Source organism: Mesobacillus subterraneus, from assembly GCF_020524355.2.
Taxonomy (GTDB): domain Bacteria; phylum Bacillota; class Bacilli; order Bacillales; family Cytobacillaceae; genus Mesobacillus; species Mesobacillus subterraneus_C.
The window spans coordinates 1,870,742-1,888,345 of record NZ_CP129019.1; the positions used below are offsets into that span (position 1 = coordinate 1,870,742).

General features: G+C 40.8%; 11 protein-coding genes and 1 pseudogene. 9 read left to right on the forward strand and 3 right to left on the reverse strand.

Features of this window, described 5'->3' with window-relative positions; translation table 11 throughout:
• Window positions 1-198 precede the first annotated feature (198 nt).
• Window positions 199-1,335 (forward strand): glycerate kinase, encoded by a 1,137-nt coding sequence (locus LC048_RS09620; protein ID WP_226600869.1) that lies wholly within the window; start codon window positions 199-201, stop codon window positions 1,333-1,335.
• A 288-nt stretch (window positions 1,336-1,623) separates the two neighbouring features.
• The gene (helD, locus tag LC048_RS09625) at window positions 1,624-3,951 is read left to right on the forward strand and encodes an RNA polymerase recycling motor HelD (protein ID WP_306050102.1); all 2,328 of its coding nucleotides are present in this window, start codon (window positions 1,624-1,626) and stop codon (window positions 3,949-3,951) included.
• 55 nt (window positions 3,952-4,006) lie between these two features.
• Here the strand turns inward: helD and LC048_RS09630 are convergent, their stop codons facing one another.
• Window positions 4,007-5,398, reverse strand: a complete 1,392-nt coding sequence (locus LC048_RS09630; protein WP_226600871.1) for a S8 family peptidase — start codon at window positions 5,396-5,398, stop codon at window positions 4,007-4,009.
• A 397-nt stretch (window positions 5,399-5,795) separates the two neighbouring features.
• Between LC048_RS09630 and parE the strand changes: the two are divergent.
• From parE to LC048_RS09655, 5 genes and pseudogenes are all read left to right on the forward strand, one after another.
• Window positions 5,796-7,783 (forward strand): annotated as a pseudogene (gene parE, locus LC048_RS09635) (DNA topoisomerase IV subunit B).
• Window positions 7,780-10,221 (forward strand): DNA topoisomerase IV subunit A, encoded by a 2,442-nt coding sequence (parC, locus tag LC048_RS09640; protein ID WP_306050104.1) that lies wholly within the window; start codon window positions 7,780-7,782, stop codon window positions 10,219-10,221. Before parE ends, parC begins: the two are co-directional and overlap by 4 nt.
• A 351-nt stretch (window positions 10,222-10,572) precedes the next feature.
• Complete coding sequence (locus tag LC048_RS09645; RefSeq protein ID WP_226600874.1) at window positions 10,573-12,006, forward strand: alanine/glycine:cation symporter family protein; 1,434 nt, start codon at window positions 10,573-10,575, stop codon at window positions 12,004-12,006.
• Between the two features lie 89 nt (window positions 12,007-12,095).
• On the forward strand, window positions 12,096-12,854 hold the full coding sequence (locus LC048_RS09650) for a hypothetical protein (protein WP_371932021.1): 759 nt from the start codon (window positions 12,096-12,098) through the stop codon (window positions 12,852-12,854).
• A gap of 84 nt (window positions 12,855-12,938) precedes the next feature.
• On the forward strand, window positions 12,939-13,430 hold the full coding sequence (locus LC048_RS09655; protein WP_226600875.1) for a staygreen family protein: 492 nt from the start codon (window positions 12,939-12,941) through the stop codon (window positions 13,428-13,430).
• A 574-nt stretch (window positions 13,431-14,004) separates the two neighbouring features.
• Here the strand turns inward: LC048_RS09655 and LC048_RS09660 are convergent.
• Entirely contained in the window at window positions 14,005-14,565 is a 561-nt protein-coding gene (locus tag LC048_RS09660; protein ID WP_226600876.1) for a flavin reductase family protein, read from the reverse strand.
• A gap of 133 nt (window positions 14,566-14,698) precedes the next feature.
• Between LC048_RS09660 and LC048_RS09665 the strand changes: the two genes are divergently transcribed.
• Window positions 14,699-14,935: a hypothetical protein gene (locus tag LC048_RS09665; protein WP_264188225.1), complete on the forward strand. Its 237-nt coding sequence runs from the start codon at window positions 14,699-14,701 to the stop codon at window positions 14,933-14,935.
• A gap of 171 nt (window positions 14,936-15,106) precedes the next feature.
• A complete protein-coding gene (locus LC048_RS09670; RefSeq protein WP_226600877.1) occupies window positions 15,107-16,327 on the forward strand; it encodes an MFS transporter in 1,221 nt (406 codons plus the stop codon).
• Between the two features lie 269 nt (window positions 16,328-16,596).
• On the opposite strand, the gene LC048_RS09675 is transcribed toward LC048_RS09670, so the two are convergent.
• A complete protein-coding gene (locus LC048_RS09675) occupies window positions 16,597-17,559 on the reverse strand; it encodes a nucleoside hydrolase (RefSeq protein WP_226600878.1) in 963 nt (320 codons plus the stop codon).
• Between the last annotated feature and the right edge of the window lie 45 nt (window positions 17,560-17,604).

Below are 17,604 nucleotides of genomic sequence, written 5' to 3' on the forward strand. Positions count from 1 at the left end.
CAGCCATAATGATAAGTATTCAATTTTTGCTAGGCAGCGATTTTGAAATGGGATGTTTAAACAAAACAGTTAACTCTAGATAAAATTGACATGACAATGGAGATTTATAGGACAAATTCACAGGCATTATAGGGATTCCTGGTTATCGGGAAGAAATAAGGAACTTTCGGGGGGTATTCAATGAGAGGAGAAACGAGCATGAAAATTGTAATAGCACCTGATTCATTTAAGGAAAGCCTTACAGCGCTTGAGGCAGCCACTGCAATCGAAAATGGAATGAAGAAAATCCTCCCAGAGGCAAGTTTCGTAAAGGTACCGATGGCAGATGGAGGCGAAGGAACCGTTCAATCACTCGTTGACGCAACAGGAGGGAAAATTATCACTAAAACAGTAACAGGACCGCTTGGTACTCCGGTTGAGGCATTTTTTGGCATTTCCGGTGATGAAAAGACAGCAGTCATTGAGATGGCTGCATCATCCGGACTTCATCTCGTGCCTCCTGAAGAAAGAAACCCGCTTGTTACAACAACCAGGGGAACAGGTGAATTGATTGCTGCCGCTTTGGATTATGGTGTCGAACATATAATTATTGGAATTGGCGGAAGTGCCACTAACGATGGAGGAGCAGGCATGGCAAGAGCCCTTGGAATCATGCTTCTCGATGCTGATGGAAAGGAAATCCTCGAGGGCGGAGGAGCTTTAAATAATCTTTCAACCGTCAACATGGCTGGAATAGACACACGTTTGGGAGCGGTAAAAATTGAAGTAGCATGTGATGTAGATAATCCATTGACAGGTGTGAGAGGCGCATCACATATTTTTGGGCCGCAAAAAGGGGCAACTCAAGAAATGGTTGAAGTATTGGATAACAACCTGCATCATTTTGCTGAGATCCTTCGTACTGATCTTGGCAAGAATATTGAACATGTTTCAGGTGCAGGCGCAGCTGGAGGATTGGGTGGGGGATTGATGGCATTCCTGTCTGCCGAGTTAAAAAGAGGCGTAGACATTGTCCTTGACGCTGCCAAGCTTGAAACCCATTTACAAGACGCCGATTTTGTCATAACTGGTGAGGGCAAGATTGATGGACAGACGATATTTGGAAAAACCCCGATTGGCGTTGCCAAAACAGCGAAAATACAAAATGTTCCGGTAATCGCGATTGCTGGTAATGTCGCATCAGGCTGTGAGGTCGTACACGAACATGGAATCGACGCGGTATTCAGCATAGTACCAGGTGTCATAACTCTAGAAGACGCGTTCGAAAACGCCAGAACGTATGTTGAAAGAATTGCTGCAAACATCGCATCCGTAATCAAACTTAGCAAGCAATAATTTGTATAAACTATGAAAAAACCGCGTGCTGCAACTCAGCATCGCGGTTTTTTATGTTTAGAAAGGTTAGAAATCGAATAAATATATATAAGATATTTGTAGAAAATAAAAAAGCACCTTAAAAGGTGGTTTTAGGTAAAAGGTATTTGTAATAAAAATAGCTACATAGTAAAATGAAAGTTAGCAATGTTGATCTAATGTGCATAAACACAATAATTATATTATAACATTAACACAAATATTAGTGGCAGTCAAGTAAAAGAGCATTGAGTTTGGGAGTGATTTTTCATGAAAAAAAAGCAGCTTACAGATTTAGAAATGGAACAGGAACGTGTTGATTTCATCATTGAAGAAATTGATAAAAAAGCAGCGAAATGGAATGAAAGTTCAATTGATGTCGGCTCAGATGCTCTTCAAATCAGAAAAACCTTTTGGGAAGATGTTACGGTCAACTTTGACGAAGCAGATGATGTGGCGGAAACCTTCACGAGTATAAAGCAACAGGCCGCGCTTTTATCCGAGCGAGAACGGACACAGTCCCAAATGGTCAAACAGCTTCAGACATTATCCCGCCTCAGGTTTTCTCCGTATTTCGGCAGAGTCGATTTTAAAGAAGATGGTGAAAATGGGCCCGAGAGAATTTACTTAGGCATTGCGACTCTAATGGATGAACAAGAAGAAAACTTCCTGATTTATGACTGGAGAGCACCGATATCCGGTCTGTATTACGACTACTCACCCGGTCCGGCGCAATACAAAACAGAAACAGATACAATTGAAGGATTGATGGAGCTAAAGCGCCAATTTGTCATTAAGGGTGGCAAAATCAAAGCAATGTTTGAAACCGGGGTTACCATTGGTGACGAAATGCTTCAGGAAGTCCTGGGCAACAATGCCGATACCCAAATGAAAACCATTGTGGCAACAATCCAGAAGGAACAGAACCAAATCATCCGCAACGACTCCAGCAGCCTAGTTGTCGTTCAGGGTGTGGCAGGAAGCGGAAAAACATCAGCTGCCATGCAGCGTGTCGCTTATTTACTGTACAAATACAGAAATATCATCACCTCAGAAAATATTATGTTATTTTCACCCAATCCACTCTTCAATAGCTATGTCGCTACTGTTTTACCGGAGCTTGGAGAGGAAAATATGCAGCAGGCAACATTCCAGGAGTATCTTTCAACACGTTTTGGATCCGAATATGAACTGGAAGATCCTTTTGAACAAATGGAGTTCCTTCTTGAAGCAGAAAAGAATGAAACTTATTTTGACAGAATTGGAAGCATACGTTTTAAAGCAAGTTTGGAGTTTAAAGAATTACTGGATAAATACGCAGAGCAATTAGCCAGTGATACACTTGTTTTTAAGAGTTTAGGTATAAAAAAACGGGCAATCATCTCAAAGAAAGACATAGCGGAATACTATGATTCACTTGATGACAGTATTTCAATTCCAAATAGAATTCAGCTTGTCAAGGAATGGCTGTTAAAGGAACTTAAGAAAAAAGCAAAAGCAGAATTGTCTCAGGAATGGGTGGAAAAAGAGATTCAGTTCCTTGAAAAGGAAGATTATCTGGAAGCATACAAGCGAAGCCAGCAAAAACAGGGTGGAGCTGATGATACCTTCCATGATTATGACCGAGAGCAGCAGTGGCTATCGGAAATGGTAGTCAAAAGACGTTTTAAGCCTTTGTTCAATGCGGTAAAAAAATTAAAGTTCATTAATACTAAAGCGATATTCATGAACTTCTTTAAAGAGGATCATCAAAAACCGGAAGGAATCCCTGAAAATTGGGCTGCAACATGTGAAATGTCAATCAATAAATTAGAAAACAGGTATATTGCATATGAAGATGCAACTCCCTTTCTTTACCTGCAGGATTTAATAGAAGGCAGAAAATCGAATACATCAATTCGCCATGTTTTCATTGATGAAGCTCAGGACTACACTCCTTTCCAGTTTGCATATATTAAAATGCTTTTCCCGTACAGCAAGATGACTCTTCTAGGCGATATCAACCAGGCAATATACTCAGGTCCAACAGGAGCACCAACAATCCTTGCGGAATCAGTTCTTGGCTTTGGAGAAAAGGAATTATACAGGCTGACAAAAACATACAGATCAACCAAACAAATAGTTGAATTTACTCGCCAACTGATCGATGGTGGAGATATGATTGAGCCTTTCAACCGTAATGGGCGAAAACCGGTTATCATCAGTAGCAGTGAAGGCAACGACACTATTCTTAAGGTAAATGAACTTATTTCCAAGTTACAGAAGTCGGGCTATAAGAACATTGCAGTTATTTGTAAAACTGCGAAAGAGAGCAGATCGGCATTTGAGGGAGTCAAGAAAGTACATGATGCGAGATTGATTGAAAAAGGCACTATGACATTTGAAAATGGTGTTAATGTGGTACCAACGTATCTCGCAAAAGGTATTGAATTCGACGCAGTGATTATTTATGATTCGTCTTCCTACACAAGAACGGAAGAAAGGAAATTGCTATATACTGCATGTACAAGGGCAATGCATGAGTTATATATCCTTTCCTCAGGAGAGCTTAGTCCTCTTCTGGAAGAAGTTGATGAACAATTATATAATCTGGTATGACAGAAACAAGCCGCCAAAATTTAAATGGCGGCTTGTTTGTTTTAAGGTTTATGGTTTATCTGAGCCAATCAAACAGCGTCTTTTCTTGTTTGCTGTCGGTTGGTTGTTCTTTACTTGCTTCCTGCAGTGCTGAATTCACATCAATTAAGCCGTTTCCATAATCAATATCTTTTCCTTGCTCACCAAGATCGATTGCGGAATTTTTAATGATCTTGATAACTTGTGAACTTTTCAACTCTGGATTAGCTGATTTGATTAATGCTGCAAGACCGGCGACGTGCGGAGCTGCCATCGATGTACCTGAAAGGGCAGCGTATTGTTTGTTATAGTAGGTGCTAGGTATATAAACACCTGGCGCAGCAATATCAATATATTCTCCGTAGTTTGAAAAGCTTGCTCTGTTCCCATTATAATCTACAGCGGCTACACTCAATACTTCTGGGTATGCCGAAGGATACGTTGGTTGATTTGAACCATCATTGCCAGCTGCAGAAACCATGACGACGTCTTTTTCAAATGCATATCTCACTGCTTCTTCGAGAACCTTCGAAGGCTGGTAATTGCCAAGACTTAAGTTGATGACATCTGCACCGTGGTCGACAGCCCAGACAATCCCTTTTGCTATATCGAAAGTAGTACCATAGCCTTTAGCCCCCATCGCTTTAATGGGCATGATTTTACTGAACCAGGTCATGCCGGCAACACCTTCGTTATTATTTGTTTCCGAAGCAATAATTCCAGCTACATGGGTACCATGCCCATTATCATCATCAGGTTCAGCTTTATCGTTTATGACGTTATAGCCTTTTACAAGTCTATTCCTTAAATCGGGGTGGTCCAGATCAACACCAGTATCAACAATCGCTATTTCAATATCCTCCGTCCCTCGGGTTACCGACCAGCCTTGTTCCGTACCGATGACTGGCAAATTCCATTGATAATTCTCCTGGTAAAGAAGATCATTTGGGCCGTTTGCTTCATTTTGCATTAAGATAAAGTTAGGCTCAGAATACTCGATATTTTTTCTCTGGTTAAAATACTCAATCATTTCCGGCGTTTCCATCACTGTAGACCTGAAAATATATATGGAGTTTAAATGCTTAATTACCCAGCCCTTAATATCTCTGGTAATTTCGTCTATTTCCTCCACACTTGGTTCTTTTACAAAATCAACTGTTGCTTCATGATCATAATAGTGACTGGTATCCTTCTTGTTATGAAAGATTAAAGTGACCTCTCCTTGTGTATCGAGTTGGTTCTTGATCTTCTCTCCCATCTTCACGTTATTCACGTTTGCCATAGACTGGGACATCATTACTTGTTGTCCTGAGGAATGGATTCTGGATCCAGGTTCTTCTTTACCATCATTCCTGAATGCTCCACCGGCAGTAAGGGCAAGAAGAACGATTAATGCCGATCCAAGAAAAATTACCCTCGTTTTTCTCATATTAAAAGTCCTCCATAAATGTATTTGTTCTTATGTTGCAGTACATCTTAAAAAATTAACGGCGGAAATCGCTGGGAGTTTAGCGGATAATGATTTGAATCCTGCAGGAAATAGTATGAAAAATGACATAAAAACTTCATATAAGTCTCCAAATAACAGAGTTTTTATGACAAAATTCCAATTAATTCTTTAAATCAGTTTGCCAAATCCCAATTAATCGCTACAATTAAGCATAGACGCCATTCATATGGTAAAATAACTAAGAGAACAATTGTTCTGATTATGGAAAAGGATACATTGCACGTAATCTTTTAAATCAGAAAAGACGAATACTTAACGAAATCATTGACACTATACATAAAAACCGTCAATGTTGTTTGCAAGAAATGAAAGGGGTATGTTCGTGGCAAGAAATCAGCAAGCTTTTGATTATAATGATGATGCCATACAGGTACTAGAAGGTCTTGAAGCAGTTCGCAAGAGGTCGGGTATGTATATTGGGAGCACAGATACACGTGGACTTCATCACCTCGTATATGAAATCGTTGATAATTCGGTAGACGAAGCACTAGGTGGCTACGGTAATCAAATCATCGTCAAAATCCATAAAGATAATTCCATCAGTGTCCAGGATAAAGGGAGAGGTATGCCTACCGGGATGCATAAGCTCGGAAAACCGACACCTGAGGTGATCCTTACCGTCCTGCACGCAGGAGGAAAGTTTGGACAGGGCGGGTATAAAACAAGCGGAGGGCTTCATGGTGTCGGTGCTTCTGTTGTAAACGCATTATCAGAGTGGCTGGTTGTAACAATCAAACGTGATGGTTTCGTCTATGAACAGCGTTTTGAAAATGGCGGAAAACCTGTGACGACGCTCGAAAAGATCGGAAAAACAAACCAATCTGGGACCACAATCCACTTTAAACCAGACCCTGAAATTTTCTCAACCTTAACATATAACTACGATACACTCTCAGAACGTCTAAGAGAGTCTGCCTTTTTGTTAAAAGGATTGAAAATAGAGTTAATCGATGATCGCAATGATGGTAAAGATGTGTTCCATTTTGAGACTGGTATCCAGGCTTTCGTAGAATATTTGAACGAAGAAAAAGATGAAATGCATCCAGTTGTCAGCTTTGAAGGTGAATACAGCCAAATAGAAGTTGAATTTGCGTTCCAATTTAACGATGGATACTCAGAGAATGTGCTGTCATTCGTCAACAATGTCCGCACGAAAGATGGCGGTACACATGAAGCAGGTTCAAAAACAGCGATGACCCGTGTATTTAATGAGTATGCCCGTAAGGTTGGCTTGCTCAAGGAGAAGGATAAGAATCTTGATGGAGCTGACATCCGAGAAGGTCTGGCAGGTATCATTTCCGTACGTATTCCTGAAGAACTGCTTCAGTTTGAAGGCCAGACAAAGGGAAAGTTAGGGACAAGTGAAGCAAGATCTGCCGTCGATTCAGTCGTTTCAGAGCATCTTTCTTATTTCCTTGAGGAAAATCCAGATATCAGTACATTGCTGATCCGAAAGTCTATTAAGGCATACCAGGCACGTGAAGCGCGGCCCGTAAAGCACGTGAAGATGCAAGAAGCGGGAAGAAGAGAAAGAGATCAGATGCGATGCTATCCGGCAAACTGACTCCAGCTCAATCAAAGAATCCTTCTAAAAATGAACTTTATCTAGTAGAAGGTGATTCTGCGGGCGGCTCTGCCAAGCAGGGCCGCGACAGGAAATTCCAGGCTGTGCTTCCACTGCGAGGTAAAGTCATCAACACAGAAAAAGCAAAGTTGCAGGACATTTTCAAAAATGAAGAAATCAATACGATCATCCATGCAATTGGTGCTGGCGTTGGGTCTGACTTCAATGTAGAAGACATCAACTATGACAAAATCGTCATCATGACGGATGCTGATACTGATGGTGCTCATATCCAGGTGCTTTTGCTGACGTTCTTTTACCGATATATGAAGCCGATGATCGAAGCCGGCAAGGTATTCATTGCCCTTCCGCCTTTATATAAGGTCAGCAAGGGAACGGGCAAAAAAGAAATTATCGAATATGCCTGGAGCGACGAAGAGCTGAAGGGCGCGATGAAGAAAGTCGGCAAAGGCTATATAATCCAGCGTTACAAAGGACTCGGGGAAATGAACGCCGACCAGCTTTGGGAAACGACGATGGATCCGGAGACCAGGACTTTGATCAGGGTGCGCATTGACGATGCAGCTAGAGCGGAGCGAAGAGTGACGACCCTTATGGGAGATAAGGTTGAGCCACGCAGGAAATGGATTGAATCCAATGTAGCGTTCGGCCTTGAGGAAGATGGAAACATCCTTGAAAATGAAAATATATCAGTTGCAGAGGAGGGTGCTGACGAATGAGTTCAGTTGAAAAATTTCGTGACCTTCCTTTAGAAGATGTACTGGGCGACCGTTTCTGCCGCTATAGTAAATATATTATCCAGGAACGTGCACTTCCTGATGCAAGGGACGGGCTCAAGCCTGTTCAACGCAGGATTTTGTATGCTATGCATGTAGAAGGCAATACAAATGAAAAGGGATTCCGGAAATCAGCCAAGACAGTTGGAAACGTAATTGGTAACTACCATCCTCACGGTGATTCTTCTGTATATGAAGCAATGGTGCGTATGAGTCAGGATTGGAAAGTGCGGAACTACCTTGTCGAAATGCATGGGAATAACGGAAGCATTGACGGTGATCCGCCAGCAGCAATGCGTTATACAGAAGCAAGATTGTCCGCAATCGCCGGTGAACTGTTAAGGGATATCGAGAAAAGAACCGTCGAGTTCATTCCGAATTTTGATGACACATCAAGTGAGCCTACGGTGCTTCCTGCGATGTTCCCTAATTTACTGGTCAATGGATCTACCGGAATATCCGCGGGTTATGCGACTGATATTCCTCCGCATAATTTAGCGGAAGTGATAGATGGGGTAATCATGAGGATGGACAACCCTGTCTGCACGGTGGAAGATCTGATGGAGGTAATCAAGGGGCCGGACTTCCCGACGGGTGGAATCATCCAAGGTGTCGAGGGAATCGCAAAGGCATATAAAACAGGTAAAGGTAAGATCATTGTTCGCGGCAAAGCTGAAATTGAGGACATCCGCGGCGGAAAGCAGCAGATTGTTATCACTGAAGTTCCTTATGAACTTAACAAAGCTAATCTAGTCAAGCGGATCGATGAATTCCGTCTTGACCGTAAAGTGGAAGGCATCTCGGAAGTTCGTGATGAGACGGACCGCACCGACCTGCGTGTTGTCATTGAATTGAAGAAGGAAGCAGACGCAAACGGCGTTTTGCACTACCTTTACAAAAACAGTGATTTACAGATTACCTATAACTTCAATATGGTTGCCATCAACAAGAAAAGACCTGTATTGATGGGACTTGTCGAGCTGCTGGATGCTTATATTGACCACCAGAAGGATGTTGTAACGAAGCGTTCCCAATATGACCTTCAAAAAGCCCGGGACCGCCAACATATCGTTGAAGGTCTCATTAAAGCTTTATCGATACTTGACCAGGTCATCGCAACGATTCGCGCTTCTAAAGATAAGCGTGACGCCAAGGATAACTTGATCAAAAAATTTGATTTCACTGAAGTCCAGGCTGAAGCGATTGTATCCTTGCAGTTATACCGACTGACAAATACTGATATTACTGCTCTTCAAGCCGAGGCGGAGGAGCTTGCCAAGAAGGTAGAGGAACTTACCGCCATACTGGGCAGTGAGAAGAAGCTATTATCTGTCATCAAAAAGGAACTGAAGGATGTCAAAAAGCGTTTCTCAGATGATCGACGGACAAAAATCGAGGAAGAGATTGAGGAAATCAAGATTAACCTTGAGGTCCTGATCGCAAGTGAAGACGTTATTGTAACTGTGACAAAGGATGGCTACGTGAAACGGACAAGCCAAAGGTCTTATGCTGCATCCAATGGTCAGGATTTCGCCATGAAGGATACAGATAGACTGTTATCACAGTTGAATATGAATACAACTGATGTCTTGCTGTTGTTCACGAATAAAGGGAGCTACTTATACTTGCCTGTCCATGAACTTCCTGATATACGCTGGAAAGACCTTGGTCAGCATGTAGCAAATCTAGTCCCTTTAGACCGCGATGAAGAAATCATCAAAGCTGTTCCTGTTACCGATTTCGCACAGAATTTATTCTTCTTATTTGTGACAAAGAATGGCATGGTGAAAAAATCCGAATTAAGTCTATATAAAGCTCAGAGATACTCCAAACCGCTAACTGCAATCAATGTCAAGGGTGACGACAGAGTCATCGACATACATGTAACCAACGGGGAGAAGGATTTGTTCCTTGCATCACATCTCGGCTATGGTCTATGGTTCAGCGAAGAAGAAATCAGTCCGATTGGGATTAGGGCAGCCGGCGTCAAAGGTATGAACCTTAAGGATGGGGATTATGTTGTTGGCGGGAAAATGATCGACAATAACCAAAGCCATTCCATCGTAATCGCGACACAGCGCGGTGCCGTTAAGAAAATGAAGCTTTCAGAATTCGAGAAGACATCTCGCGCGAAACGCGGTGTTGTAATGCTCCGTGAATTGAAAGCAAATCCACACCGTATTGTTGGTGTGGAAGCTGTCCATGGTGATGACGAAGTATTCTTCCAGTCAGAAAAACAGCAGATTGTCTCTGTAAATGCTTCAGAATTAAGGTTCAGCGATCGATATACAAATGGATCTTTCCTGGTGGATGAAAGTGAAACAGGGAAGTTTACTGCCATTTGGAAAAGAGAAAATGAACAAGATAAAAAATCACAATAGCAAGACTTTCGCCCAAAAAACACAGCACTATTGCTGTGTTTTTTGTTTTTTTAACCATTATCAGGGTATTACATAGATAGCTTCCTCACTGTCTTGGCAAAGCTGAAATGGAAGCGAAGTACCATTGTAAACCAACTTGTATTTTGGTACATTGAAAACTATATTAAAATATCTTTTTACAAAACTCTTTTCGTAAACTTTTGCTATTTCGCGCATTTTTTACGACACCACACTTAAGGAGTAGCTGAAAAATCACTCTGAGGTTGTTCGCACAAGTAGTTGATAGTTATTATACGAAAAGTTATGTTCAAAGAAAATCAGCTTTGTCAAAAACTAATAAAGGAGTTTTTTATGGAAATTTTCAACAACATCATATCTGAATTGAACAACTATATGTGGAGTTATATCTTAATTGCTGTTCTCGTAGTACTGGGTACATATTTTACTTTCAGAACCAGATTTGTTCAGTTCAAATTTTTGCCTGAGATGATCAGGGTATTAAAAGATCCAGCCACGGTATCTGCCGAAGGGAAAAGGGGAAGGTCTTCATTCCAGGCATTCACGGTCAGCCTGGCTTCTAGAGTTGGTACAGGTAACCTGGCCGGTGTAGCGACAGCTATCTCAGCCGGAGGTCCGGGAGCTGTCTTCTGGATGTGGATCATTGCCCTTATCGGTGCTGCATCAAGCTTTATCGAAAGTACTCTAGCTCAAATCTATAAGGTAAAAGATGCTGATGAGGCAGAATATCGCGGCGGTCCTGCTTATTATATGGAACGCGGACTGAACAAACGCTGGTTAGGCGTTTTGTTTGCAATCATTATCGTTTTTACTTTTGGTTTGGTTTTTAGTTCTGTCCAATCGAATACAATTGCCCTTGCATTTGACCAGGCATTTGGATTCAATCGTTTTTGGATGGGAATCATCCTAACTATTATGACTGCCGCAGTTATTTTTGGCGGCATCAAGAGAATTGCTTTTGTATCACAAATCATCGTGCCAATCATGGCGGTGATATATTTGATTCTCGCATCGTTTATCGTGGTTATGAATTTCAGTGAAATCCCGGCTATGCTCTCACTGATTGTTAAAAATGCTTTCGGCTTACAGGAAGTAGTTGGCGGCGGTATTGGAGCAGCGGTCATGATGGGAATCAAGAGAGGCCTATTTTCTAATGAGGCTGGTATGGGTAGTGCACCAAATGCTGCTGCGACTGCTGCAGTCACACACCCAGTAAAACAAGGGCTAATTCAAACATTAGGAGTATTTACAGATACTTTACTCATTTGTACAGCAACAGCCTTTATCATTATTATGTCAGGCGAATATACGAATCCTGATTTAGATGGTATCCAGTTAACACAGGCTGCCCTGACAGCTCATGTAGGTTCATGGGCACCAGCTTTCGTCGGAGGAGCTATTTTCCTTTTTGCTTTCACCTCTATTATCGGAAATTACTATTACGGTGAAACGAATATTGAATTCATCAAGGAAAGTCCTACAGCACTGTTTATTTATCGTCTTGCTGTTATCGCAATGGTTTTGTTCGGTTCAGTTGCCGAGTTAGCCATTGTCTGGAATTTGGCGGATCTTTTCATGGGAATAATGGCCCTGATCAACCTTGTAGCCATAACCTTGCTTGCAAAAATCGCCATGGCAGCATTAAAGGATTATAGAGAACAGCGAAAAGAAGGAAAAGACCCAGTGTTTTATGCTGATACTATCGAAGGTTTGAAAGGTATTGAATCCTGGGAATACCGTAAACACGAAGAATCCAAGCATAAATAATCATCATTAACCTCTCTGATTTAATCAGAGAGGTTTTTTGTGCATTTTTTTACCATATTTGGACATGTTAAGGTATAACGGGGTGATGCATGTTGAAAAAGGAGCTATTAATCACGTTCAGCGCATTCTTTTTTATGTCGTTAACCGCCCTTACCGGCGTATATGCAGGGGAGTCTAATGAAAAAACGGTGACGATTTCTGAAGAAAAAGTTGATGTAACTGGCGATGGAAAAAAGGATTTGATTTATGTAAAAGGAGTTCTTTATGAAGAAGGGGCACAGTTTCTCAAAAAGATTTTTTTAAAAGTCAGAGCCTCAAATGGTGAAATATATAAAATTGACCTAGATAGTGGATACGATCCCACTACTATTTATAAAGATTTGAACCACGATTCCGTAAAAGACATATTTATCAGTGTTCCTACCGGGGGAAGCGGAGGTCTATCGAATTTTTATTTATATAGTTTAAAGGATTTCCAAGTTACCAATCTGACTGTACCAGAACCTCTTGCAGTCAACAGCCGATTTGAGGATGGTTACAAGGCTTCCGTAAGTATCCAGGAAACAGGCCAGTCATATAGTTTTGATCTAAGCGACAGAAAAGAGGAGTACGAACGCCTTGGTTTATATCAGGACGGAAAGCTGAATGAACCAACAGAGTTAATGGTTCTTCCTTTTGGCATTTTAAAGCCGATTAAGGTAAAAGATGATCTTTATGGGTTAAAAGGCATCCAGCGAATTAATGGTGCATATAACGCGGATGGAATTGCGAATATTGAATCGACATGGATATATGAAAAGGGAAAATGGCAGCTAATAAAAGCCGAAGTCAAAAGCCTGGAAACTTAAAAATATAGGCGATTGTCACGGATTTCGGTTCAAAGGCATATGATATCGGAAAAGGATTCTTTTAGCGGGAAGGAGCCTTGTGCCATGAGCAAATTCAAGCCAGAACGATTGAGCGTTACCTTTATTCCACCAGCAACTGCTTTTGTACCGATAGATAGCAGGAAGTATACTTTAACACATTCCGATCTAACTGGAGAGCTGTTTCTAGCAGTCGGTAATGTCTATGATTACCAGGCAATCAACTTTGAAATGCGGGATGAAGTTTTGGCAGACTGGATCACCATCAACGGTGAATACTTGCTGTATGCTAAGGTGTATATAAGTAATGGAGAATACGACCTGAATATGTCCAGGATCCGGTATATGATTTTCAAAAAAGAGCTGGATTTAGCACTGACTGCGATAGTTTATGGAGATAAAAACTTCTACACATATTATCCTTGGCTGCTCGATGCTCCAATTTACGTACAGTTTTCATCTATTTACCCAGAATTTAATCAGGTAGCATACTATGGTACGCCAAGAATGTATCTTAACAAAGTGAATAAGAAAAGAACTCCCGAAGCACAGGCGTGAACCTGTGCTTTTTATTATGCAGGTGATAGCAACAGGCTGAAAGTATACATAATAATGTTATGTAAACAAAATTATGTGAATGAAAAAATAAAAGAAGGTCGGATTGATTATGAATTTGAATGATTAATAGTCAGTGGAATGAATACTTGTGAATAGGAGAAATTAAAGAGTTCTAATAGTTTTTCTCAAGTAATCCAGAAGCCAAATGGATGGTTGATAAAAAGGATTTTTATCATGGGAAAATGGAACAGACTAAAAATCAAATTGTGCAAAAGTAAATATGCTGGATTGGTGAATTCATTGATTTAAACTTAAATTGATTTTATGTAATAACATAATCATGAAAAAGTGAACTTAAGAATTTTTATTCCGTCTCACTGATTTAAGTATACTTAGTTATTGAGACGTTATTAGCATTCATTTATACAACTTCCTAGAATTTATGTTATGTAAACTAGAAAATGAGTTTTTTACAAGTGGTTAATTTGGACTCTTCTCCTACCGATTACAAAAATCAAAAACGAAAAATGACCTGCACCTTTGGCTGATCATTTTTCGTTTCTTATTTGTGTTTCTATTCCTCTATCTTATGTGAGACAAACTCACTATGTTGATTTACATTTGTGTATGTTGATCTGCCTAGATAAAGCGGAATGGTGAGTTGTTCAAAATTTGGCATGCCGTTTTTAAGGAATTTATCTGGATCTCTGTAAAATTGTACGATATTTGCAACGAACCAATCATGGTCACCGTAACTATTGCGGTCTATGACTTCACATTCATATGCTATATAAGCATCACGCAGTATGGGTGAATTAGTTGAAGATCCGTAATCGAAACGAATGTTCGCCTCTTTGAATTTGTTCACTTTTGAACCAGTATACACACCTGCTTGCTGAATAAGTGCAGAATATTCAAATGGCACAAAATTAATCGCAAATTTGCCTTCAGATTTTATGAGCTGGTAAGAATGACGTTCACGGCCGATGGCAACTCCGTAAATTGGTGGCTCAAAAGATATGTAGGAATGCCAGCCAGCAGCCATAATATTATTTTCACCGTTATGACTAACCGTCACCAGCGCGACCATTCCCGGATAACTATGCATGACAGTTTGATTGATTAATTGAATCATTATGTAGGTCCCTCCTTTTTTTTGTCTAGCTCTATATTTAAGAAGCATGGGCAACTGTCTATTTTTCCTATTTTAATTCCATCGGATTTTTAGCCACATATCCTATATTGAATATATTATAGGAGGTTGCTCAATGAATTACCCTCAAACTTATCTTCACAGACAAGATCAGCAGAATGATGAAAGGATTATCCCTTTATTGTTCTTAGCTGCTGCTGCACCTGCATTTTACGGCGGTTATGGATTCGGTGGTCCCTATTATGGTTACGGACGTCCTGGATACTGGTACGGACGCAGACCATGGTACGGATTTGGACGACGCCCCTGGTATGGTTACGGTCGACGCCCCTGGTATGGCAGACCATGGTGATAACATAGCCATGAGACCGGAGATCTCCCTGTTCATCAGGGAGTTTCTTCAATTTCAGAAAGTAGGCTCTTCTAGTATAGCAAAAAACTGAAATTTCGTATTGCTAAGTATATTCAAAATCATTAAAATAAAACAGAATAACCATACTACCTCGTGATTAAGGGAGATTCTATGAACCGCAAAGTTTTTCTTTATGTAAAAGCATTTTCTGATCTCGGAACCTTTATGGATTTAATTGCAATCAATGTCTTGATGTATATTGCCACCGGGAGTCCAGCCTGGCTAGCAGCCACGATGGCGTTCAGGACACTGGGCGGAGTTTTATCAAGCTTATTTTCAGGTGTTCTTGCTGACCGTTTTGACCGTAGGAAGATCATGATATGGACTGATGTTTTTCGGGCAATCATCATCCTCAGCTTGATTCCCTTCCCTAATCCGGTAATGATATTGATTGTTTGCTTTTTGATTGGTTTGACAAGCAGCTTTTTTGCTGTAAGTTACAGTGCTGAAATTCCGCAAATTTTCGGTCAGGACAAGATTTTACAGACGAACGCTCTTATCTCCAGACTTACATCAATCAGCTTAGTTTTCGGGTTCATTGGTGCTGGATTGATCACAGATTTTCTCGGTTACCAGGTTACCTTGATGATCGACGCTGCTACTTATCTAATATCTGCGGCAGTATTGATCAAAATTAAGTGGCAAACCACTAAGCCTGCAAATTCAGGATTGATCACCAATGGATTTAAACAGAAAGTTTCCCAGGTTGGCAGAGATTTAAAAGAAGTATATACTTTCATCCTTTCAGTGCCGATGTTATTGGATGTAAACATTGTTTTCCTAGTTGGTTCATTTGCCGGTGCCTCTCATAATCTTGGTATTCCTTTGCTGGCTGACACAATTGATTCCAGCAAACAAAGCTTGATTTACGGGCTGATCTGGGGTGTCTGGGGAATCGGATCTGTGTTAGCCACCCTTTTGCTGCCGAAAATGAAATTCCTGCATGGAAACTACTTGTATCGTACATATTTTCTTGCAGCCATCTTGATGTCAACAGGCTTTATAACCTTTCTGTCAAATATGAATATCTGGATTGTCCTTATGTTTGCGTTCTTCACCGGAATTTTTGATGCTTGCTTCACCACCCTGCACGCGACGATCCTTCAGAAAACGGATAATTACATCAGGGGAAGAATATTTGGCGTTGGCATGCTGTTAAAATCATTAGGTTTTGCTCTTGGTTTTGTCGTTGCCCCGATTCTGTTAGAAGCCCTTTCATTAGCTAAAATGGTCTGGATTTTCCACGGAACCTTGATTACCTCAAGCATTTTCGTGATGCTTTATTCAAATCGACACAGAAATAAATTTGATGAGGTTAATCAAACTGTATAATTCGAAAAATGAAAAAGAACTCTCATGTCTGGAGTTCTTTTCACTTTGTAGATTTAAAAACAACTTTGATGCTCTTATGAAAGCATTTGGTTTTCTATAAGAGTACCTTTTTCATGTAAACATGCCCTTATGCACGGATTTGCCCAGCTATAAGGGTTGCTTTCGCCCATAAAGATGCCCTTATGCAGCCTTTTAAACCTTATACTGTATCTAGAACCTTGAAAGGGACAATAATACATTCATTTGTTTCAATTAAATTGCGTTGTTTATTAATCTTCCTTTGCTTTCGTGTCTCCCATAAAAATAAGGGTGAAATCTTCAACAAAAGCTGGAATGTCTGCTTCCATGCCTATCCAATCCAGATTTTCTTCTGGTTCCTGCTCAGGCTTGGGCCTGAAGTCAGCCATGCTCTTACCTCTTGCCCTCCCAAATAATTCTACGGTTACTCGTCTTGGCAAATATTTTACTAAGTTTTTGTTCACCAGGGCACTCAATGTGATCACATCATGGAGCGGTGCACCCTGGATACCTGGGACATTCTTTTTATACGCCTCAAAGTAGTAATCATATACAGGTTTAATTAGATCCTTAAAAGGAGACTGGCTGTTTTGTGCAAGATAATCTATTACTGCTGGGGGGATGATGGCTTTATTCGTGATATTTAAAGGATGCAGAAAAACATTTCTTGCCTTTTCCAGCACCTGATTAGCAGCAATCGGATCAGCATAGAAATTTGCCTCAGCTTCCGCTGTTACATTGCCAGGTACAAGGAAGGCGCCTCCCATGATGTAGACGGCACTTACTGTTTTGAACGGTTCCTCACCATATAGAATAAATGGTATAGCTAGTTCCGTTTGCCTTCCGACTCCGACGATTACTAGATTATCAGGATATTGGTTAACAATATCGAGGATTTTATTTATATCATAGACCTTTAGTTCTCCCAAATCGTCTGGCGGTCTGATTGGACCAAGTCCCTCTGGTCCATGTATCTCCGGGTAAAAGGTAGCCAGTTCACCTGTTAAAGGTCCTGATGCACCTGCGATGATCGGTATATCTTCTCTCCCTCCCAGCTGCAATAAGTAGGCCGTGTTATTAATTGCCTGTTCTTTTGTGACATTTCCGTACCCGGTAACAACTCCCACAACATTAAGTTCAGGATGAAGCAGGGCATACATAAGGGCCAATGAATCATCGACCCCTGAATCTGTAAATAACAGAATATTATACATAGCAACCCACCCTTTACTCAGCTAACCTATTTTATGAAATATTTT